This is a genomic window from Ancylobacter sonchi, assembly GCF_018390695.1.
GTDB classification, from domain to species: Bacteria; Pseudomonadota; Alphaproteobacteria; order Rhizobiales; family Xanthobacteraceae; genus Ancylobacter; species Ancylobacter sonchi.
On the sequence record NZ_JAHBGF010000020.1, the window covers coordinates 454,342 to 474,167 of the forward strand.

18 protein-coding genes are annotated in these 19,826 nt (G+C 69.6%); 14 read left to right on the forward strand and 4 right to left on the reverse strand.

Annotation, left to right across the window (positions count from 1 at the left end):
- Window positions 1-10: 10 nt before the first annotated feature.
- Window positions 11-1,294, reverse strand: coding sequence for an NAD(P)/FAD-dependent oxidoreductase (locus KHC28_RS12780; RefSeq protein ID WP_214008728.1), 1,284 nt, complete (start codon window positions 1,292-1,294; stop codon window positions 11-13).
- Window positions 1,295-1,622: 328 nt separating this feature from the next.
- Between KHC28_RS12780 and KHC28_RS12785 the strand changes: the two genes are divergently transcribed.
- Both KHC28_RS12785 and KHC28_RS12790 read left to right on the forward strand, forming a co-directional pair.
- The gene (locus tag KHC28_RS12785; RefSeq protein WP_214008729.1) at window positions 1,623-2,648 is read left to right on the forward strand and encodes a cytochrome-c peroxidase; all 1,026 of its coding nucleotides are present in this window, start codon (window positions 1,623-1,625) and stop codon (window positions 2,646-2,648) included.
- The gene (locus KHC28_RS12790; protein ID WP_214008730.1) at window positions 2,605-5,154 is read left to right on the forward strand and encodes a two-component system VirA-like sensor kinase; all 2,550 of its coding nucleotides are present in this window, start codon (window positions 2,605-2,607) and stop codon (window positions 5,152-5,154) included. Before KHC28_RS12785 ends, KHC28_RS12790 begins: the two co-directional genes overlap by 44 nt.
- Window positions 5,155-5,179: 25 nt before the next feature.
- Here the strand turns inward: KHC28_RS12790 and KHC28_RS12795 are convergent, their stop codons facing one another.
- Both KHC28_RS12795 and KHC28_RS12800 read right to left on the reverse strand, forming a co-directional pair.
- Window positions 5,180-6,388: an acyl-CoA dehydrogenase family protein gene (locus tag KHC28_RS12795; RefSeq protein ID WP_214008731.1), complete on the reverse strand. Its 1,209-nt coding sequence runs from the start codon at window positions 6,386-6,388 to the stop codon at window positions 5,180-5,182.
- 156 nt (window positions 6,389-6,544) lie between these two features.
- Window positions 6,545-6,802: a YjiS-like domain-containing protein gene (locus KHC28_RS12800; protein WP_214008732.1), complete on the reverse strand. Its 258-nt coding sequence runs from the start codon at window positions 6,800-6,802 to the stop codon at window positions 6,545-6,547.
- A 311-nt stretch (window positions 6,803-7,113) separates the two neighbouring features.
- Here KHC28_RS12800 and KHC28_RS12805 point away from each other — a divergent pair, with 311 nt between their 5' ends.
- The 4 genes from KHC28_RS12805 to KHC28_RS12820 all read left to right on the forward strand — a co-directional run bounded on the left by KHC28_RS12805 (window position 7,114) and on the right by KHC28_RS12820 (window position 10,724).
- Window positions 7,114-7,743 carry a Urease operon accessory protein gene (locus KHC28_RS12805; RefSeq protein ID WP_214009032.1) on the forward strand — a complete coding sequence of 210 codons (630 nt, stop codon included), beginning with the start codon at window positions 7,114-7,116 and terminating at the stop codon, window positions 7,741-7,743.
- A 33-nt stretch (window positions 7,744-7,776) separates the two neighbouring features.
- Window positions 7,777-8,460 carry a hypothetical protein gene (locus KHC28_RS12810; RefSeq protein WP_214008733.1) on the forward strand — a complete coding sequence of 228 codons (684 nt, stop codon included), beginning with the start codon at window positions 7,777-7,779 and terminating at the stop codon, window positions 8,458-8,460.
- A 152-nt stretch (window positions 8,461-8,612) separates the two neighbouring features.
- Complete coding sequence (locus KHC28_RS12815) at window positions 8,613-9,350, forward strand: response regulator (RefSeq protein ID WP_214008734.1); 738 nt, start codon at window positions 8,613-8,615, stop codon at window positions 9,348-9,350.
- A 192-nt stretch (window positions 9,351-9,542) separates the two neighbouring features.
- On the forward strand, window positions 9,543-10,724 hold the full coding sequence (locus tag KHC28_RS12820; protein ID WP_214008735.1) for an arabinose transporter: 1,182 nt from the start codon (window positions 9,543-9,545) through the stop codon (window positions 10,722-10,724).
- Between the two features lie 8 nt (window positions 10,725-10,732).
- On the opposite strand, the gene KHC28_RS12825 is transcribed toward KHC28_RS12820, so the two are convergent.
- Entirely contained in the window at window positions 10,733-11,536 is an 804-nt protein-coding gene (locus KHC28_RS12825; RefSeq protein WP_214008736.1) for an inositol monophosphatase family protein, read from the reverse strand.
- Window positions 11,537-11,831: 295 nt separating this feature from the next.
- On the opposite strand from KHC28_RS12825, the gene KHC28_RS12830 reads away from it, so the two are divergent.
- From KHC28_RS12830 to KHC28_RS12865, 8 genes are all read left to right on the forward strand, one after another.
- Window positions 11,832-13,193, forward strand: coding sequence for an ABC transporter substrate-binding protein (locus KHC28_RS12830; RefSeq protein ID WP_214008737.1), 1,362 nt, complete (start codon window positions 11,832-11,834; stop codon window positions 13,191-13,193).
- A 131-nt stretch (window positions 13,194-13,324) separates the two neighbouring features.
- Window positions 13,325-13,879 (forward strand): SIS domain-containing protein, encoded by a 555-nt coding sequence (locus KHC28_RS12835; protein WP_214008738.1) that lies wholly within the window; start codon window positions 13,325-13,327, stop codon window positions 13,877-13,879.
- A gap of 70 nt (window positions 13,880-13,949) precedes the next feature.
- On the forward strand, window positions 13,950-14,864 hold the full coding sequence (locus KHC28_RS12840; RefSeq protein ID WP_214008739.1) for a carbohydrate ABC transporter permease: 915 nt from the start codon (window positions 13,950-13,952) through the stop codon (window positions 14,862-14,864).
- On the forward strand, window positions 14,864-15,673 hold the full coding sequence (locus KHC28_RS12845) for a carbohydrate ABC transporter permease (RefSeq protein ID WP_214008740.1): 810 nt from the start codon (window positions 14,864-14,866) through the stop codon (window positions 15,671-15,673). The genes KHC28_RS12840 and KHC28_RS12845 overlap by 1 nt, the downstream gene beginning before the upstream one ends.
- Window positions 15,670-16,596, forward strand: a complete 927-nt coding sequence (locus KHC28_RS12850) for a sugar phosphate isomerase/epimerase family protein (protein ID WP_312893176.1) — start codon at window positions 15,670-15,672, stop codon at window positions 16,594-16,596. Before KHC28_RS12845 ends, KHC28_RS12850 begins: the two co-directional genes overlap by 4 nt.
- Window positions 16,597-16,606: 10 nt before the next feature.
- Complete coding sequence (locus KHC28_RS12855; protein ID WP_214008741.1) at window positions 16,607-17,581, forward strand: sugar-binding transcriptional regulator; 975 nt, start codon at window positions 16,607-16,609, stop codon at window positions 17,579-17,581.
- A 52-nt stretch (window positions 17,582-17,633) separates the two neighbouring features.
- A complete protein-coding gene (locus tag KHC28_RS12860) occupies window positions 17,634-18,716 on the forward strand; it encodes an ABC transporter ATP-binding protein (RefSeq protein ID WP_214008742.1) in 1,083 nt (360 codons plus the stop codon).
- Window positions 18,717-18,757: 41 nt separating this feature from the next.
- Complete coding sequence (locus KHC28_RS12865; protein ID WP_214009034.1) at window positions 18,758-19,795, forward strand: NAD(P)-dependent alcohol dehydrogenase; 1,038 nt, start codon at window positions 18,758-18,760, stop codon at window positions 19,793-19,795.
- The last annotated feature ends 31 nt before the right edge of the window (window positions 19,796-19,826 follow it).

Consider the following 19,826-nt stretch of genomic DNA (forward strand, 5'->3'; position numbering starts at 1 on the left):
CACGCTCGCCTCAGGCGGCGTTCTGCGGCGACACTGTCTCGTCGCCGACGAGGCCGAGCAGGTGGAACTGCCGCAGCAGCGCCTCATGCGCGGCCGGGTCGCGGCGGGCCTCGCGCCAGTTGTCGTCCTGTGCGGCCAGCCGTTGCGGCGAGGGAGCGCCGGCGGGCGCGCGGAACAGGGCGTCACGCGTGGCGGCGGCCTCCCATGCCCGCTCGACCAGCACGTTGGAACGTTCGAGGAAGCGGCGGATCGCCAGCTGCGTGCCGCCCTGCGGCGCCGCCGCGAGCACGTTGCGCAGCAGCAGCGCCTGCAGGATGGCGACGGTGAGCCCCTGCCCGAAGATCGGGTCGAGCCGGCACATGGTATCGCCGACCGGCAGCAGGCCGGCGGGGAGATGGCTCTCGTCGAGGCGATGCCAGATGGCCTCGCGCAGGCGGTAGCCGCCAAGCTGCTCGGGCCGCCGGGTCCGGCGGAGAAACGCGCCCACCGCCGGCGTGGGTAGCGTGCCGGCGAATTCGCAGAACGACGCCTCGTCCGCCGCCGGCCGCTCGTCCTCGCGCGCGGCGAGCACCACCTGCCAGCGCTCCTCGCCGACCCGCAGCACCGTGCCGCAACGGCTGCTCCGAGGTGCCGGCAGCGTCGCCAGCCCGACGAAGCCGGGATTGAAGGTGGCCGGCAGGCGGAAGGTTGCCACCGCCAGCCCGAGGCCGGCCGCCAGCCTTCCGGCGGGAGCCGGGTCGCCGGTCCGCGTGCAGGCGAGGGTGAGATCGGGACGGCCGGAAGCGTCGATCACCAGTTCCGCATCGAGGTGTTCCACCGTGCCGTCGGGAAGCCGGCAGCGTATGCCGTCGACGCGGGCACCTCCCTCGGCCAGCCGCAGCGCGGTGACCCGCCGGTTGTGGTGGAAGACGATATTCGGCCATCGGGCGGTGCGTTGCGCGATCACCCGCTCCAGCGTGGGACGGGTGACGCCATAGCTCGCCCATCCCATCCGCCGCGGCGGCAGGGCGCCGATCTCCGGGCTTTCGAGCCGGATGTCGTCGCCGGCATCGAAGCGTACGCCGCCGGCGATGAGGAGGTCGGCGCCGATGCCTGGAAACAGCTCGGACAGCCCGGCATAGCCGCCGCCGAGCAGGAAGCCGGGCATGCCGGGGCGTGCATCGTCGAACCGTTCCGCGCCATCGCGCTCGACAATGACGACCTTCGGGAAGAACGGCGCCAGCACGCGCGCCGCGCAGAGCCCGGCGATCCCGGCGCCGATCACCACTGCCCGTCCGTCAGCCATCTTGTGCATGTGAAGCCCCGCAAGATTGATCGTGCCGCGAGACTGGGCTGGCAGGCCTACGCGCCGGTTTTGCCGATCGGCCGCTCCGGTTGCAGGCGTAGCCGCGCCGATGGCGGCCAAAGCCGGCCCGCCGGATAGACGACGGTACACATGGCGATACGCACGGCGCGGCCGGCCGACACAGCCGGGATACATCGCCGCTATGTCATGCGGCCTCGCCCGGCGCCGTTACAGCTGTCACGCGGCGCGCGGCGGCGACATCGGGCTGAAACCGCGCCGCACGAACTGATCCGTGTCGCGGCGGGGCCGGTCCCGGCGCGCGGACGAGGATGACGCCATGACGCGATGGTTGACGCCGCCGGTGCGCGGGCTGGCGCGGGTTCTGCTGGCGGCGCTGGCATGGCTCGCCCCGTCCTTGCCCGCCGATTCCGGCGCGGGGACCATGCCGGTCAACCGGCAGCCCTTCGCGCCGCTGCGGGTGCCCGACGATCTCGACCCGCGCAAGGTCGAGCTCGGCAGGATCCTGTTCGCCGATCCCATCCTGTCGAGCCGGCAGAAGCTGTCCTGCATGAGCTGTCACGATCTGGCGGGCGGCGGGGCCAGTCCGATGAAGCGCACGGTCGGCTATGAGGGGCGCACGCACCGGTTCAACGCGCCGACCATCTTCAATGTCGGTAACAATTACCGGCTCGGCTGGCGCGGCGGCTTCACCTCGCTGGAGGAGCAGAACGAGAACGTCCTGCTCGACACCAACCTGATGGCGGCGACCTGGCCGATGGTCCTCGGCCGGCTGGAAACCAGCTCGACCTATGCGCTGATGTTCGCCGGGGCCTTCGGGCGTCCGCCGGACCGCGCCGCCGTCCTCGACGCGCTGGCGACCTATCAGCGCTCGCTGGTCACCCCCGGCTCGGCCTTCGACCGCTATCTCGACGGCGACCGTTCCGCCCTCGGCGAGGAGGGGCTGCGCGGCTACCGGCTGTTTCTCGACTATGGCTGCGCCGCCTGCCACCAGGGCAGCAATCTCGGCGGCAACATGTTCCAGAAATTCGGCATCTACGCGCCGCCGCCGCGCGGCGATCCCGAAAGCGACGGCGATCTCGGGCGCTTTACCCTTACCGGCAAGGAAGCGGACAAGGGCGTCTTCCGGGTGCCGAGCCTGCGCAACGTCGCGGTGACCGCTCCCTATTTCCACGACGGGCGGGCGCCGACACTGCCCGACGCGGTCGCCATCATGGGCGAGAGCCAGCTCGGCCGGCGGCTCGGCCCGGCCGAGATCAATGCGCTGGTGGCCTTTCTCCAGACCCTCACCGGTGAGCACGATGGAAAGAAGCTCGAAGCGTCCCCGCGGCTGGACGACCATTGAGCCGTGGCGCATCGTCCTGCTGCTGGTCGGCGCGATCCTCTTCGCCCTGCTGGCGGTCGGACGCGTGCCCTCGCGCGAACTACACGAGGCGGTGCTGACCTCGCTCCGGGCCATCGACGTCGACCATGCCGCGCTTCAGCGCGACGTGCTGCAGGCGCGCGCCGGGCTGCTGCTCAACTATGACCCGCTGGTCTCTTCGATCATCCGGCTGCGGGCCTCGGTGGCGTGGCTCCATGCGCTGTTCGACGAGGCGGCGATGGGCGAGACCGCGCAGCTCGACGACCAGCTCGCGACCGTGTCCCGCTCCATCGACGCCGACGAAGCACTGGTGGAGACCTTCAAGACCAGCAATGCCCTACTGCAGAACTCGCTGTCCATCGCGGTCCAGCTGCTCGACAGGCTCGACCGGAACCCGGACGCGCCGATCCGCGAGGCGCTGGCCGGGGCGGGCGACATCGGCCTGCCGCTCATGCGCTTCACTGCCCAGCCCGACGCCGCGCTGGCCGGGTCCATACGCCGTCAGCTCGGCGCGCTGGAGGCGTCGCCCGCCGGCGCGGATGCCGATATGCGCTCGTTCGCCGCCCATGTGCGCACGGTGCTGTCGACGCTGCCGCAGGTCGATGCCGTGACCGAAGCGATCCAGCTGTCGCACAGCTCCCGCCAGGCCCAACTGCTGCAGCGCGACTATCTCGACGCCTTCGGCAAGGCCGGCGCGCAGGCGGTCTGGAGCCGCGCTTTGCTCGGCGCGATATCGGTGCTGCTCTGCGGCTATGTCGCCGTGCTGATCTACCGGCTGCGCGCCCAGACGCAGCGCCTCGCCCGGCAGCTGGAATTCGAGAACATCCTCGCCGAGGTGCGCCGGCGCTTCGTCGAGGGCGGCGAGGACATGCCGGCCGCCTTCGCACATTCGGTCGGGCTGTTCGCCACTTTCTTCGAGGCACGCTGCTACGCCTTCGCGGTGCTCAATGGCGAGGATTTCAGGGTCGAGCACGCCTATGGCAATGTCGACGGGGCGCGCCTCCAGTCGATCGCCGACGCGTTCGGATCGCGCTTTGCCGTCACCGCGCGCCGGGGCGGCTCCGACTATCTCGGCTTCCCCTATGACGGACCCGGCGATCCCCACCGCACCTGGATCCGCGGCGTCCACGAGGGCAGCATCGTCATGGGGTGGTTCGGCGAGCGCTCGATCAGCCTGTTCCTCATCCGGCGAGAGCTGCCCGGCCGGAGCGGCGACCACGAGCAGCGCATGTATGGCAATGCCGCGCTGGTGCTGGCGCGCAGCCTCATGACCTATCACACGCGGGAGGAAAATAAGGCGCTGGAGGCCCGTCTCGAACATGCCCAGCGGCTGGAAGCGGTGGGCACGCTGGCGGGTGGCATCGCCCATGAGTTCAACAACGCGCTCGCCGCCATACTCGGCTATGCCGAGATGACGCTGCAGCTGAAGCGGATCTCGACGCAGGGCCGGCACTATCTTCAGGAGATCGTCACCAGCGCCCAGCGCGCCCGGCATGTGACCGACCAGATCCTGACCTTCGGCCGCAAGCGGGAGCGGATCGCCAAGCCGTTCGCCCTTGCCGAGGCGGTGACCGACATCCTGTCGCTGATCCGGCTGTCGGTAGCGGACGGCATCCGCTTCGATGTCGCGACGGATGAGCGCCTGCCGCCGATCCTCGGCAATCCGATCGAGATCCAGCAGGTGGTGATGAACCTGTGCACCAACGCCGCGCACGCCTTGCCCGGGGAGGGGGCGGTCCGCATCGAGGTGCGGGTGGTCGAGCGGCCGGCGCGCACGCAGCTCTCGCATGGCGAATTGCCGGCCGGCCGCTATGTGGTGCTGAGCGTCGCCGACACCGGCAGCGGCATCGACGCCAACGTGCTGCCGCACATCTTCGAGCCGTTCTTCACCACCCGGGCGACCAAGGGCGGCACCGGCCTCGGGCTCGCCGCCGTGCATGGCATCGTCGCCGGCATGTCCGGCCATATCGACGTCGCGAGCCAGCCCGGCCGGGGCACGCGCTTCGACCTGCATTTCCCCGCCACCGGCAACCGGACCGCGGTGCCGCTGTCCGACTTCTTCGACGAGCGCTCCATGCCGCGCGGGCGCGGGCAGACCGTGCTGCTGGTCCAGCGCGACGAGGCCCTGCGCCTCATGTATGAGGAGAAGATCGCCGCGCTGGGCTACGAGCCGGTGGGGTTCGCCGATGGCGAGGGGCTGCGCGACTGGCTGGGACGGGATCGCCGCGCGCCCGACCTGATCCTGATGGATCTCGATTCCGGCGAGATGGCGCCGGATCCCGCCGCGCTCGCCCGTCAATTCGCGCCGATCCCGATGCTGCTGCTCGCCGAGCCGGCGCGGATCCCGACTGATGTGAAGGCCGGGCGCGAGCCCGCGCCGGGAGCGGCGTTGCTGCGCAAGCCGGTGAGCACCATGCGCCTCGCGGTGGCGATGGCCAATCGCATCGCCGCGCGGGAACGCGACCCTGCCCCCGGATCCGCCGGATAGGGGAGGGCCGCGGCCCCGCGCTCGCTCATACCAGCGGCGAGTTCGGTGGCAGCCCGAACATCAGCCGGCCGAAGATCTCGAAGGTGGCCGTCGGCGACAGTCCCGCATGCAGCGTGGCGACGCGCAGATCGTGCCAGTGCCGCTCCATCGGGCTTCCCGCCCGCGCCAGGCTGCCGCCGGACACGCCGGCGAGCAGGTCGACCGCTTCCCGGCACAGCCGGGCGGCGAAGGCGGCGTCGCGCCAGATCCGCATGCGCTGCTCGCGCGAAAGCGGCTGCCGGGAGGCGGCCGCCGCTTCCATATGGGCGATGGAGCGGCGCAGCAGGGTCTCGGCGGCGTCCACCTTCGCCGTGGCCTCGCCGACCTGCAGATGCGTCGCCGCCGCCTCGCTCTGCGCCGCATAGAAGGTGAGCGGGATCGGCCGCGCGCCGGCCCGCTCGACGAACAGGCGCAGGAAGTCGCGGGCGATGGCGAGGCAGGGAAAGGCGAGCTTGGTCGCCAGCATCGGCAGCACCGGCAGGTTGAAGCCCGGCCGGTCGCGCAGGGGGCCGGGGGCGAAGTCGTCAGCGAGCGCCCGGCTATAGGGGGCGAGCCGACTGTCGGGGACGAAGACGTTCTCCACCGTCACGCTGACGCTGCCGGTGCCGCGCAGGCCGAAGGTGTTCCAGTCGTCCAGCAGGGTCAGCTCCTCGGCGGGCAGCAGCGCCGCCGCGAAGTCGACCCGGTTGCCGTTCGCGTCGAGGATCGGCACGCTGACGACGTCCCATTGCGCGTGGTGGATGCCGCTGTTGAAGGCCCACTGGCCCTCCTCGATGAGCAATCCGCCCTCGACGCGCCGGGTGCGGACCCGGGACGGCGCCATCACCGAGGCGGTGCGGAACGGCTGGCCGCTGCCGAATACCTGGTCGGTGGTTTCCGGCGGGTAGAGCGCAGCCGCCATCCAGATGCCGCCCGAGAGGATGGCATAGGTCCAGGCGACCGAGCCATCGGCGGTGCCGAGTTCCAGCGTCACGTCGAGCAGCGTGTCGAGGGAGGCTTCCTCGCCGCCATAGAGTTCCGGCAGGCAGAGCCGGAACAGGTCGGCCTGTTCGAGCTCCCCGATCGTTTCGGCGGGCAGCCGCCCGAGACGGCTGGTCTCGGCGGCGCGGGCCCGCAGCATCGGCGCGAGGGCTCGCGCGGCAGCGGCCGGCGAGGCGATCGAGGTGAGGGATGAAGGCGTCGTGATTCTGTTCATGGCACACCTGAGGGGATGTCGGGATGTTGGGTGCGGCAGCCGGGGCGCCCGGCCGCCGCGATTGGTGCGACAAGGGCGGGCGCTTTCCTTCCGCGCAGGGCGGGGGCGACGAGGGCCGCGAGACTCGCCGGTGGCCTCGTCGCAGGTCTCGGGCGGCTAGCGCGCCGGCCGCGCGGCGGAGACGTCGTCGCGGGACGAACGTCCCCAGCCCGCCGCCCGGTCGATGCCGGAACGGGAGATGCCGATATCGGCGAGGGCGCGGTCGTCGAGGGCGCCCAGCTGTTGCGCGGCGGTGCGGGTCTGCCAGGCCTGCTCCAGCTCGATCAGCGCGCGCCGTGCCACGCGGATGACGGCGGTGGCGAGGGCCGGCAGAGCCGCGTCCGGCTTCGTCGTTGTGAACCGCAGAACGTTCATGATGACCTCCTGTGCGGGTGTTTCGACCCGTGGAAGATCAGCCGCCCGGCGTGCCGGGTTGTTATGCGGGCGGCACCAATCGTTATGACTGTATTGGCCGCGTGATATCTGTAACGCCGCTGCTCCGTTGCCACGGCGATGCCCGGCCGGGCGGCCGGTTTCAAACCAAACGACGCCGCGGCATTCCGAAATCGCGCTGAAAGACCGACCCGCGACGCTCATGGGCGAGCGATGGCGTCGAGGTCATGTGGTCGCCGCGCGGGCCGTTCCGCGTGGCCGTCGTCGCCTGCGTGGAAAGGCGACGGTTCGGCATGTGCGAGCGCATCCTCCTGGTCGGCAACGGGTCCGTCGATCCGTGCGCGATACCCCGTCTCGACGATTTCGACCGGGTCATCCGCTTCAATGACTGCCGCAATTTCGCCAGCGCCCCCGGCCGTACCGACGTGGTGGCGGTGTGCAACACCGGCCGTCCGGCCCGGCAGATGAGCGCCAGCGTCGCGTGGCGCCGTCACCCGGCGGCGGCGGCGGCGCGGGAAATCTGGAGCGTGCGTCCGCCGCTACTCTTCGCCGCCGCACGGGCGCGCATCGTGCGCGAGCATCCCGATCTCACCGATCTCTGCGACGACTACACCGATGCCTTCGTCGCGTTCTGCCACGCCACCGGCAAGCGGCATCTCACGCTGGACGAGGAGGCACACCGCGCGGCGGCGGCGGCGCTCGCGCGGCTGGCGCCGGGCGCCTATGTGACGCCGAGCACCGGCCTGATCGTCATCGAGCACCTGCTGCGCCACCACCGCGAGGCACGGATCGCGCTGATCGGCTTCGATCATTCCGGCTGGAGCGGCCATCCATTCGCCGCCGAGCGCCGGCTGGTCGATGCCTATGTCCGGCGCGGACTGTTGAGCCGGCTACAGCCGGTGCGGCGTGAGGTGTCCGCGTGAGGCGCTGCTGCTTCGCTCCGATCCTGCGCCGTCATGATCGCTGCGCCATCGGCTTTGTTTGTCATCGATCGCTCGCCGGAAGACATGGTCGGGAAATGCCGCGACCGCAGAAATCGCCTCCATGAACAGGAGGGCGTCATGCAAACGGACATCGTCACGGACCGGTGGGACGGCAAGAAACACCCGGCGGATAAAGCCGCGCCGCCAAGGCTCATTCTGGTCGGCGGCAGCGAGACCGGCCATCGCTACTATCGCCGGCTGTTCGACGGCGCGGAGGCGCGGCGCCGGCCTGGTGCGCTGCGGGCGATGGAGCTTGAGCCGAGGGCCGGCGCGACCGCCGAGACGGCCGGGGCCGGCGCGCCCGAGCCCGACACGGTGCTGCGCTATGCCTGGGCTTATCTCGTCGAGAGCTTCGCACAGTCGAGCCTGTGGTTCTTCGCGACCGAGCTTGCGGTCACGGATCCGTCGCCCCGGCACCGGCTTCATCTGTCGCGGCTGGTGGAAATCGCGACGGCTGGCATGGTCGGGCCCTGGCGGCGCCTGCAGCGGGAACTCGACGCCCGGTACACCATCGCGGTGCTGCGGGGCCTCGACCTCGCGACGCTGCGCGACATCGGCATCGAGACTCCCGAGCACATCGTGCCGACGGTGCGGGCGCGGCAGCGCCGGGCGGGCGAGCCCTCTTCCGCCGTGCCGGAGGGGAAGACGCCGGGCTGAGCGGAAAGGAGCGCTGCTACAACCGCTTACAATATGCGGGGCAGGCCGACACATGGCGACGACACGGGCCGTGCAGCGTGGCCGGCAGACTTTTCCGGTTATGGCCGCGTCGCTCGCATCGTCGGCCGGCCGCGTTCTTCGAAGGCAGGATCGTGAAACATCTCGTTGTCGTCGATGACGATACCCAATTGCGTGGCCTCCTGATAGACTATCTGTCCCAGCACGCCTTCCGGGTGACCGGGTTGAAGGACAGCCGCCAGCTGGCGCAGCTGCTGGCCACCGATCAGGTCGACCTGGTGATCGTCGATCTCAATCTCGGCCATGAGGACGGGCTCGAGATCGTGCGCACCCTGTCCTCTAGGTCGGACGTGCCGATCATCGTCATCAGCGGCGACCGGCTGGAGGAGACCGACAAGGTGGTGGGGCTGGAGCTCGGCGCCTCCGACTACGTCACCAAGCCGTTCGGGCTGCGCGAGTTCCTGGCGCGCATCCGCGCCGCGCTGCGTATCAAGCCGATCTCGACCGAGCACAATGATCGCAAGATCTACGGCTTCGAGGGCTGGACGCTGAACGTGAAACGGCGCCAGCTCATGGCGCCCGACGGACGGGAGATCAAGCTCACCGCCGCCGAGTTCAACCTTCTGGTCGCCTTCCTGCGCTCGCCGCGCCAGATCCTGTCGCGCGAGCAACTGCTGGCGGCGAGCCGCGTCCATGCCGAGGAAATCTTCGACCGCAGCATCGACGTGCTGATCCTGCGGCTGCGGCGCAAGATCGAGGTGGAGGCCTCCGAGCCGAGGCTGATCCTTACCGAGCGCGGCGTCGGCTACCTGTTCAACGCCGACGTCACCGTCGAGGAGCGCCGGCGCGTCCGGGCCGCCGGCCCGGCCTGACACCATCCGGCCGTCGCGCGACGGCGGCGGCGCGTGCCGTGTTGACAGGCCCGCGCCCGCCGCCTATGGGAAAAGCGACCGCCAGTCGCACTGGCCGTAAGCGTTTGACGTCAAGCAACGCACTCAACGATCCTCGTCGATCGGAGTGCGTTTTTTTGCGCCCGTCAAACGAGGAACAGCCTGGAGATCACCATGGCTTTCCAATCGATGCGCGATCCGGCGCAGGGCCGCCTGCTGCTGCTGACCGCCATTCTCTTCCTGTCCTATCTGTGCATCGGCATCTCGCTGCCCATCGTGCCGGTCTATGTCACCGGGGCGCTCGGCCTCGGCAATGTCTGGGCCGGGCTCGGCGTCGGCATCGCCTTTCTCGCCACCATCGCCAGCCGGGCCCCGGCCGGCAGCCTGTCGGACCGTCGCGGGCCGAAGGGGGCGGTGGGCTGGGGGCTCGCCCTTTATGTCGCCGGGGCGCTCACCTCGCTGGCCGCCGGCCTGTCGCCGGTGTCGCTTGCCTATCCGGTCCTGCTGGCCGGCCGGCTGCTGGTCGGGCTGGGCGAGAGCCTGGTGGCGGTGGGCGTGATCGCCTGGGGCATCGGGCTGGTCGGTCCCGCCCGCTCGGGCAAGGTGCTGGCGCTGGTCGGCGCCGCGATCTATGGCGCGCTTGCCGTCGGCGGGCCGCTCGGCCTCCTGCTGCTCGACCGCGTCGGTTTCGCCGGCGCCATGGCGGTGAGCGCGCTGCTGCCATGCCTGGGCCTGCTGGCGATCTGGCGCATTCCCGGCGTCGCCGCGCATCCCGGCGCCGAGCGACCGTCGTTCTGGAGCGTGATCGGCCGGATCTGGGCGCACGGCGCGATCGTCTGCCTGCAGGGCATCGGCTTCGCGGCCATCGGCGCCTTCTTCACCCTGTATTTCCTCGACCGGGGCTGGAGCCATGCCGGCCTCGGCCTCACCGCCTTTGGCGGCGGCTTCGTGTTGGTCCGCGTGCTGTTCGGCCATTTGCCGGACCGCATCGGCGGGTTGCCGGTGGCGATCGGCTCGCTGGTCGTCGAGGCCGCCGGCCAGGCGCTGATCTGGAGCGCGCCGACGCCGATGCTGGCGCTTCTCGGCGCCTTCCTGACCGGGCTGGGCTGTTCGATGATCTTCCCCGCCATGGGACGGGAAGTGGTGCGGCTGGTCGAGCCGCATCTGCGCGGCACCGCGCTTGGCGGTTTCTCCGCCTTCCAGGATGTCGCCTACGGGCTGACCGGGCCGCTGGCCGGCCTCATGGCCGACCGCGCCGGCTATGGCAGCGTGTTCCTGATCGGCGCCGTGGCGGCGATGGCGGGTTTCGTCATCGCGCTCGGCCTGCGGCACCGGCGCCGGCTCGCCCTATCGTAGGGCGAGCCTCAGTCCGTCCGGCCACTCAGGCGGCGCAGCGTGTCGTGCACGCCGCGATTGCCGGCCCAGATCGGGCCGGGATTGGCGAAGTCGCCGTCGAAGGTCGCCACGCCGCCGGCTTCACGGATGAGCACGATACCGGCCCAGCAGTCCCAGCAATGCAGCGTGGGGTCGTAATAGCCGGCCAGCCGGTTGGCGGCGACATAGGCGAGCATCAGCGCCCCCGAGCCGACCCGGAACAGCACCCCGCCCTCGCGATACAGCGCCTCGACGAAGGCGCCGGATTCCTGCGGCGAGGCCTTCTGGGTGGCGCCGAACCCGATGGTCGTCGAGGCGACCGTCCAGTCCGGATTCATGGCGAGCGGGCGGCCGTTGAGCCGGGCGCCGCTCCCGGTCGCCGCCGCATAGGTCTCGCGCAGCATCGGCGCGTGGATGACGCCGGCCACCGGCACGCCGTCGCGCGCGACGCCGATGGAGACCGTCCAGTTCGGCTGGCCGACCAGGAACGGCATCGTGCCGTCGATCGGGTCGATCACCCAGACGAAGCCCGAACGTCCCTCGGTGGCGGCTTCCTCCTCGCCGACGATGCCGTCCTGCGGGAACTGCCGGGCGATCTGCCGGCGCAGCCACGCCTCGATGCCGCGATCCGCCTCGCTGACGAGGTCCTGCGAGTCGGATTTCGAGGTCGGATGCAGCGTGTCGCGGGCGAGGAAGAAGGCGCGCGCCTTGGTGCCCGCCCGGCGCGCCAGCGTCTCGGCGGCGGCCAGCCGTGCCTGGAGCGGATCGGCCTCGTCGCGGTGTTCCGGTGCCATCCTACGCGTCTCCCCGCTCGCAACGCCACATGCGGATCATATCCTGCTGCGATGCTATTGCATATTTGAGATTACAAATGTATCGGTTTCATCGTCGCAAGACGGGCGCACCTGACATCGCCGGCCGGGCTTTTCGAAGCGGTGGCAGCGGGATGAGGTGTGTCGCGCGGGATGCGGATGGGGATGGCAGCGCCCGGCGTTGCGCCACTGTCCGCCACTAAGGAGAGACGGCCCGAGCCGTCCGCATGTCGGCCTCGCCCCAGCACCCGGCGCAGAGCCATCTCAGGAGGAAAACATGAAGCGTGCATTGAGAATCTGCGCCAGCGTCGTCGCCCTCGCGGCTGCGACTGCGACCATGACCGCCGCGATCCCGGTCGCCGCCATGGCCGACTGGCTCGAAGACGCCGCCAAGCCGCTGAAGGGTACCGAGATCAACGGTATCTTCCTCGATCGCCCCGGCTACCGGGCCATCATCAAGCTGCTGCCCGAATTCGAGAAGAAGACCGGCATCAAGGTCAATTACGAGATCGTCCCCTACGAGAACGCCCGTGAGAAGGAAGTGCTGAACTTCACCTCGCGCGGCGACCTCACCATGGCGCTGGTCGACCTCGTCTGGATCGGCGAGTTCGCCGAGAACGGCTGGCTGGTTCCGGTCGACGACCTCGCCAAGGACAAGGCGATCACCGATCCCGACCTCAACCTCAAGGGCTTCTTCCCGCTGCTGCTGGACGCGTTCGGCTCCTGGGGCGGCGTGACCTACGGCCTGCCCTTCGACAATTATTCCGGCCTGCTGTTCTACAATTCCTGCAAGCTGAAGGAAGCCGGCTTCGACAAGCCGCCGGCGACCTGGGCCGAGCTGAAGGACGTCTATGGTCCGAAGCTGACCGACGCCTCCAAGAACCAGTACGCCTATGCCCTGCAGTCGCGCCGCGGCGAGACGCAGTCCGCCGACAGCTTCATGCGCTTCCTGTGGCCGTTCGGCGGTTCGCTGCTGAACAAGGACTTCAAGTCCAACCTCAACAGCAAGGAAAGCCAGACCGGCCTCGCCTTCCGCCAGGACCTGATGAAGTACATGCCGCCGGGCGACGTGTCCTTCGATCACGCCGAGGCGGTGAACGCGCTGGCGCAGGGCCAGGTGGCGATGATCACCGAATGGTCGGCCTTCTACTCGACCCTGGCCGACCCGGCGACCTCCAAGCTCGGCGACTGCCTCGCCGTGGCTCCCGAGCCCGCCGGCCCGGCCGGCCGCCTGCCGGCGCTGGGCGGCTTCTCGCTCGCCGTCGCCTCGCAGGCCTCGCCCGAGCAGCAGAAGGCGACCTGGCTGTTCATCCAGTGGGCCACCTCGGAGGCCATCGCCAAGGCCTATGTCGACGCCGGCGGCGTGTCGGGCCGCATGGCGGTCTATAACGACCCGGACGTGAAGGCGAAGTACAAGTTCGTCGAGCCGCTGGTCGCCTCCTGGCAGGCTGGCGTGCCAGAGTATCGTCCGCGCTTCCCGGCCTGGCCGGCGATCTCCGAGATCGTCGCCGAGTGGGGCTCCAAGATGATGCTGGGCGAAGTCACCGTCGAGGGCGGCGCCAAGGAGATCGGCACCCGCATGGAGCAGGTCCTCGGCAAGGAAGGCTACTACGACGGGAAGAAGAAGCTTCTCCAGTGACCGTCGCGAACTGAAGCCGGCGATGCCCGCGGTTCTCCCCCCGGGCCTCGCCGACCTCGACGGGCGGATGCCCTCTCCCGCGAAGCGGCGTCCGCCCCCTTCTTTCTGAAACCGTGCCGGGATCCGACGACATGACCACTCTCCATGGCCGGGCGCTGGACGAACTGCGCGGCTGCCTCGACGCGGTGCCTGGCGAGGAGTTCGACGCCGCCGTCGCCGCGATCGCCGCCGCCGGGCGCGTCGCGCTCTACGGCGTCGGCCGCGAGGGCCTGCAGATCAAGGGATTGGCCATGCGCCTGTTCCATCTCGGCCTGAAGGCCGCGGTGGTCGGCGATATGACGACCCCGCCGGTCGGCGCGGGCGACCTGCTCGTGGTCTCCGCCGGTCCGGGCGATTTCTCCACCGTCTCCGCGCTGATCGGCGTGGCGCGGGATGCCGGCGCCCGGGTGCTGGTGGTGACTGCCGAGCCGGCGGGCGCCGCCGCAAAGCGGGCCGACCTCGTGCTTACCGTCCCCGCCCAGACCATGGCGAGCGACCAGAGCGCGGTGGCCAATTCGGTGCTGCCGATGGGTTCGCTTTACGAGGGCGCGCTCTACATCCTGTTCGAGATCCTCGTCCTCAGCCTGCGCGAGCGGCTGGGCGTGTCGCCGGCGCAGATGCGCGCCAACCATACGAATCTGGAGTGATCCGTGCCGCCTCAGCGCGGCGCCTTTCCCCCGGTCCCTGCCATCAGGACGATGCCACCAGGACGATGCGATGAGTGAAGCCATGCGGGCAGCCCCCACCAAGCCCAATCGCGGTTACGGCCGCTGGACGCCGCTGTGGTTCCTGGCGCCCGCCGTGCTGACGCTGTTCCTGATCGGCATCTACCCGACGATCTTCGCGCTGGTCACCTCGTTCCGGCGCTACAACATCACCCGGCCGCGCGAGGGCTTTCCCTTCGTCGGCTTCGAGAACTACGTCGCGGTGCTGACCGACAGCACCTTCTGGTCGTCGCTGCTGCTCACCGCCAAGTTCTACGTCACCGTGCTGCCGATCCAGGTCGTGCTCGGCCTGATCGTCGCGCTGCTGCTGCACAAGCCCGGCATGGGCCTTCTGAAGTCGCTCGCCCGGGTGACGCTGGTGGTGCCGCTCGCCACCACCTATGCGGTGGTCGGCCTGATCGGCCGCCTGATCTTCAACCGCGATTTCGGCGTCGCGAACCAGTTCCTCTCCTTCGCCGGCTTCGGGCCGGTGGACTGGCTGTCGACGCCGGGCGGCGCCTTCGCCGCCATCGTCATCATGGACGTCTGGCAGTGGACGCCGTTCTGCGCGCTGATCTTCCTCGCCGGCCTCTCCATGGTGCCCGGCGAGATCGAGGAGGCGGCGCGGCTGGAGACCTCGTCCAAGCTCGCGCTGCTGCGCCATGTGCAGCTGCCCTACCTGCTGCCCGGCCTCACCGCGGTGATGATCCTGCGCTCGGCCGACGTCTTGAAGCTGTTCGACATGGTGTTCGTGATGACGCGCGGCGGGCCGGGCTCGGCCACCGACCTGATCTCGATCTACATCCAGCGCGTCGGCTTCCGCATCTTCGATCTCGGCACCGCCTCGGCGCAGGCCATCCTTTTGCTGATCATCACCATCGTCATCAGCCGGCTGTACATCCGCCTGCTCTACCGGGAGGTCCAGTGATGCGCGGCAAGATCCTTCACGCCATCGGGCTCGCCGCCATCGTCGTCTTCACGCTGTTCCCGTTCGTGTGGATGGTGATGGCGAGCTTCAAGACGCAGTCCGACATCCTCGCCTCGCCGCCGGTGTGGTTCTTCACCCCGACGCTGCAGAACTATGTCGACATCTTCGCCGACACCAAGGTTTCCGGCGCCATCGTCAACTCGCTGATCGTGGCGACGCTGAGCACGCTCTTGTCGGTGGTGCTCGGCACCCCGGCGGCCTTCGCGCTCGCCCGCTACGACTTCCGCGGCAAGTCGGACCTGTGGTTCTGGTTCATCTCCAACCGCATGACGAGCCCGATCGTGCTGGCGCTGCCGGTCTACCTGCTCGCCATGTACGCGAACCTGCTCGACACCCATCTGGTGCTGATCCTGATCTACCTGACCTTCAACATCCCGATCGTGGTGTGGATCGTCACCGACCAGTTCAAGTCGATCCCGCCGGACCTCGAACAGGCGGCCCGCCTCGACGGCGCCGACCAGTTCACCATCTTCCGCAAGATCTACCTGCCGCTCGGCGCACCGGGCATCGCGGTCTCCGCGATCTTCTCCTTCATCTTCTCGTGGAACGAGCTGCTCTACGCGCTGGTGCTGACCCGCCGCAACGTGCAGACCGCGCCCGTCGTCGCCACCTCCTTCATGTCCGGCTACGAACTGCCCTGGGGCAAGATCATGGCCACCGGCACCGTCATCGTGCTGCCGGTGACGATCTTCGCGCTCATCGTCTCCCGCCACATGGTGCGCGGCCTGACCATGGGAGCGACCAAGTGACGGACGGCGTTGTGAGCGACGCGCAGCCCATCCCCTTCGGCATCAACCTGTCCTTCTGCGTGAAGCGCTGGGTGACGCCGGAGCTGTGGGCGCCGCTGGTGCGCGAGCGCCTCGGCCTCGACCTGGTGCAGTTCTCCTACGACCTCGCCGACCCGATGTGGCCGGACGCCATCATCGACCGCCACGCCGCCGATCTGCGGCGGCAGGCGCAGGCGAGCGGCGTCACCGTCCACAGCGCCTTCATCGGCCTCGCCCACTACACCTTCAACCAGCTGCTGCATCCCGACCGCGACGTGCGCGACTATGCCGAAGAGTGGCTCGGCCGCGCCTACCGCTTCGCGGCGCTGGCCGGCATTCCCCGCGTCGGCGGCCCGCTCGGTGCCATCCCCGCCCGGCCGGACGGCAGCGAGGCGGAGGCGCTCGACGAAGCCGACTATGACGACCTGATCACCCGCATGCATCGGCTCGGCGCCCGTGCCGCCGCCGAGGGGTTGAGCGAGCTCTATGTCGAACCGACGCCGATGCGGCGCGAATGGCCGTGGACGGTGGCGCAGGCGCGGCGGATGATGGACGACGTGGCGGACAGCGCGGTGCCGTGGCGGCTGTGCCCGGATTGGGGGCATGGCACCGTCGAACCGCTCTACGGGCCGGATCACGGCGCGATGGAGCCGTGGTTCCGCGACCTCGCCGACGTGATCACCGCCGTGCACATCCAGCAGACCGACTTCCTCCTCGACCGCCACTGGGACTTCACCGTGCCAGGCAAGGTCGATCCTGTGGATGCCGTGGCGCTGCTGCGTCGAACCGGCATCGCCCCGGCCCCGGTCTTCCTCGAGGTGTTCTATGCCTTCGAGCAGGATAGCGGGTCGATCCTGAACGCGCTCGAGGCCACCTCGGCGCGGCTCAGGCAGGCCTTTGCCTGAGGGGGACGGGATGAACGGCGGCGGACGCGAGCGCGGCAGGCTGGTGGGGGCTCAGGAGATCGAGGCGGCGCAGATCCGCGCCCGCGTCGCCTGGCTGTACTTCATCGGCGGCCTGACGCAGCAGGACATCGCCGACCAGCTCGGGCTCACCCGCCTGCGCATCAACAAGATCCTCGGCCAGGTGCGCTCCGACGGCTCGGTCTTCATCGACATCCGCCTGCCAATGGCGGAATGCGTCGAGGCCGAGCAGCGGCTGAAGGAGAAATACGGGCTCGAGGACGCCACCGTGGTGCCGAGCCTGCCGGCCGAGGCCGAGCAGCAGCGCGTCATCGGCGAGGCCGCCGGCGCGCTGCTCGACGGGCTGTTCGAGAACGGCATGGGGCTCGGCGTCGGCTGGGGCAAGACGCTGGCCGCCGGCCTCAAGCGCGTCACCGTGCGGCCGATGCCGCAGAGCTGGGTGACCTCGGTGATGGGCGGGCTCACCCGCGGCTCCGGCGCGTCCACCTTCGAGGTGGCGACCGGCTATGCGCGGTCGATCTCGGCCGAGTGCTACTATCTCGCCGCGCCGCTGTATTTCCCGACGCCGGAAAGCCGCACCATGCTGCTGTCGCATCACGGCATCAGCGAGACCATGCGCCGGGCCCGCACGGTGGACGTGGCGCTGCTGTCCTGCGGCGACATGACGACCCGCTCGCTGCTGGTGCAGACGCAGACCGTCTCGGAGAACCTGGCGAGCCTCGCCGCCGCCGGTGCCGTCGGCGACCTGCTCGGCGTGTTCCTCGATGCCGACGGCCGGCCGGTCGACCACCCGCTCAACGAGCGCGTGCTGTCGCTGGCGCCGCACGAACTGAGCCCGGTGCGCCATTCGATCCTGGCGTCGGGCGGTCTCTACAAGGTGCCGATCGTCCGGGCGATCCTCCGGGCGGGATATGTGACGCGACTGGTGACCGACGAGCGCTGCGCGAGCGCGCTGCTGGAGAGCTGATGGACGGCGGCCCGTCATGCCCGGGCCGGGCCCTATCTGGAGTTTTGAGCCGATGACTTTCTTGCGACTGGACAACATCAAGAAGAACTACGGTGACGCCTCGGTCATCAAGGGCGTCAGCTTTGCCGCCAGCAAGGGCGAGTTCGTGGTGTTCGTCGGTCCCTCGGGCTGCGGCAAGTCCACGCTCCTGCGCATGATCGCCGGCCTCGAGGATGTCAGCGAGGGCCAGCTCTACATCGACGGCAAGGACGTCACCTATGAGGAGCCCGCCAAGCGCGAGGTCTCCATGGTGTTCCAGTCCTACGCGCTCTACCCGCACATGAACGTGTTCGAGAACATGGCGTTCGGCCTGCGCATGGCCAAGCGCCCGGAGGCGGAGATCCGCGCCCAGGTGATGGAGGCCGCGCGCATCCTCCAGCTGGAGGCGCTGCTGGAGCGCAAGCCGCGCGCTCTGTCCGGCGGCCAGCGCCAGCGCGTCGCCATCGGGCGCTCCATCGTCCGCCATCCCAAGCTGTTCCTGTTCGACGAGCCCTTGTCCAACCTCGATGCCGAGCTGCGGTCGCAGATGCGCGTCGAGATCGCCAAGCTGCACCGCAGCCTCGGCGCCACCATGGTCTACGTCACCCACGACCAGGTGGAGGCGATGACGCTGGCCGACCGCATCGTGGTGCTGCGCGCCGGCCTCGTCGAGCAGATCGGCTCGCCGACCGAGCTCTACGACAAGCCGGCCAACACCTTCGTCGCCGGCTTCATCGGCTCGCCGAAGATGAACTTCATCAACGCCAAGGTGTCGTCCGTCTCCGGCACCGGCCTGCGGCTCGACCACCCGGCCCTGGCCGGTGGCTCGCTCGGCGTCGACACCCCGGCGGCCGCACGCGTCAAGGTCGGCGACACCGTGATCATCGGCCTGCGGCCGGAGCACCTCACGGTCGGCGCCGCCGATCCGGTGCTGTCGCTCACCCTCGACTTCGCCGAGAGCCTGGGCGGCTCGACCCAGCTCTACGCCCGTTCGGAGGGCGAGCCGGTGATCGCGCTCACCGCCGGCCGGCCGGAACTGAAGCCCGGCGACGCGCTGAAGCTCGGCATCGCACCGCGCCACATCTATCTCTTCGACGCCGCCGGCCTCGCTCTTTAAGAGCCCGCCGACGACGGCAACCCCAGCAGGAAAAGCCCATGGTGCAGGCACTGGTTCTCGAAAAGAAGGGCGAGCTATCCCTTCGCGACATCGACCTCCCGCAAGAGGTCGGCCCCGATGACGTGAAGATCGCCATCGACACGGTCGGCGTCTGCGGCAGCGACGTCCATTACTACACCCACGGCGCCATCGGCTCCTTCGTGGTGCGCGAGCCGATGGTGCTCGGCCATGAGGCGGCCGGCACCATCATCGCGGTCGGCGCCCATGTGAAGAACCTCAAGGTCGGCGACCGGGTCTGCATGGAGCCGGGTGTTCCCAATATGAACTCCCGCGCGACCAAGCTCGGCATCTACAATGTCGATCCCGACGTGCGCTTCTGGGCGACGCCGCCGATCCATGGCGTGCTGACCCCCGAGGTCGTGCATCCCGCTGCCTTCACCTACAAGCTGCCCGACAACGTCTCCTTCGCCGAGGGAGCGATGGTCGAGCCCTTCGCGGTCGGCCTGCAGGCGGCGACGCGGGCGCGCATCACCCCCGGCGACGTGGCGGTGGTGATCGGCTGCGGCCCGATCGGCATCATGACGGCGCTGGCTGCGCTCGCCGGCGGCTGCGCCCGGGTCTACATCTCCGATCTCTCGGCGCCGAAGCTGGCCATTGCCGGCCAATATGCCGGCATCCATCCGGTGAACATCACCGAGCGCAAGCTCGCCGACGTGATCGCCGAGGAGACCGAGGGCTGGGGCGCCGACGTGGTGTTCGAGGCCAGCGGGTCGCCGCGCGCCTATGAGGGCATCTTCGACATCGTGCGTCCCGGCGGCACGCTGGTGCTGATCGGCATGCCGGTCGAGCCGACCAAGTTCGACGTCGCGGCGGCGATCATCAAGGAAGCGCGCGTCGAGACCGTGTTCCGCTACGCCAATAATTTCGACCGCGCGGTCAACCTCATCGCCTCCGGCAAGGTCGACCTTAAGCCGCTGATCTCCGAGACCTTCGACTTCGCCCGCAGCATCGAGGCCTTCGACCGCGCGGCCAAGGGCCTGCCGGACGACGTGAAGCTGCAGATCAAGCTGCGCGGCTGAGCCGCCGGCGCGCCTCATTCGGCCCGGCCGC

Bases quoted from the DNA above. Each gene is read 5' to 3' on its own strand.
- KHC28_RS12780 (WP_214008728.1), bottom strand. From the start codon at position 1,294: ATGCACAAGATGGCTGACGGACGGGCAGTGGTGATCGGCGCCGGGATC.
- KHC28_RS12785 (WP_214008729.1), top strand. From the start codon at position 1,623: ATGACGCGATGGTTGACGCCGCCGGTGCGCGGGCTGGCGCGGGTTCTG.
- KHC28_RS12790 (WP_214008730.1), top strand. From the start codon at position 2,605: ATGGAAAGAAGCTCGAAGCGTCCCCGCGGCTGGACGACCATTGAGCCG.
- KHC28_RS12795 (WP_214008731.1), bottom strand. From the start codon at position 6,388: ATGAACAGAATCACGACGCCTTCATCCCTCACCTCGATCGCCTCGCCG.
- KHC28_RS12800 (WP_214008732.1), bottom strand. From the start codon at position 6,802: ATGAACGTTCTGCGGTTCACAACGACGAAGCCGGACGCGGCTCTGCCG.
- KHC28_RS12805 (WP_214009032.1), top strand. From the start codon at position 7,114: ATGTGCGAGCGCATCCTCCTGGTCGGCAACGGGTCCGTCGATCCGTGC.
- KHC28_RS12810 (WP_214008733.1), top strand. From the start codon at position 7,777: ATGATCGCTGCGCCATCGGCTTTGTTTGTCATCGATCGCTCGCCGGAA.
- KHC28_RS12820 (WP_214008735.1), top strand. From the start codon at position 9,543: ATGGCTTTCCAATCGATGCGCGATCCGGCGCAGGGCCGCCTGCTGCTG.
- KHC28_RS12825 (WP_214008736.1), bottom strand. From the start codon at position 11,536: ATGGCACCGGAACACCGCGACGAGGCCGATCCGCTCCAGGCACGGCTG.
- KHC28_RS12830 (WP_214008737.1), top strand. From the start codon at position 11,832: ATGAAGCGTGCATTGAGAATCTGCGCCAGCGTCGTCGCCCTCGCGGCT.
- KHC28_RS12835 (WP_214008738.1), top strand. From the start codon at position 13,325: ATGACCACTCTCCATGGCCGGGCGCTGGACGAACTGCGCGGCTGCCTC.
- KHC28_RS12840 (WP_214008739.1), top strand. From the start codon at position 13,950: ATGAGTGAAGCCATGCGGGCAGCCCCCACCAAGCCCAATCGCGGTTAC.
- KHC28_RS12845 (WP_214008740.1), top strand. From the start codon at position 14,864: ATGCGCGGCAAGATCCTTCACGCCATCGGGCTCGCCGCCATCGTCGTC.
- KHC28_RS12855 (WP_214008741.1), top strand. From the start codon at position 16,607: ATGAACGGCGGCGGACGCGAGCGCGGCAGGCTGGTGGGGGCTCAGGAG.
- KHC28_RS12860 (WP_214008742.1), top strand. From the start codon at position 17,634: ATGACTTTCTTGCGACTGGACAACATCAAGAAGAACTACGGTGACGCC.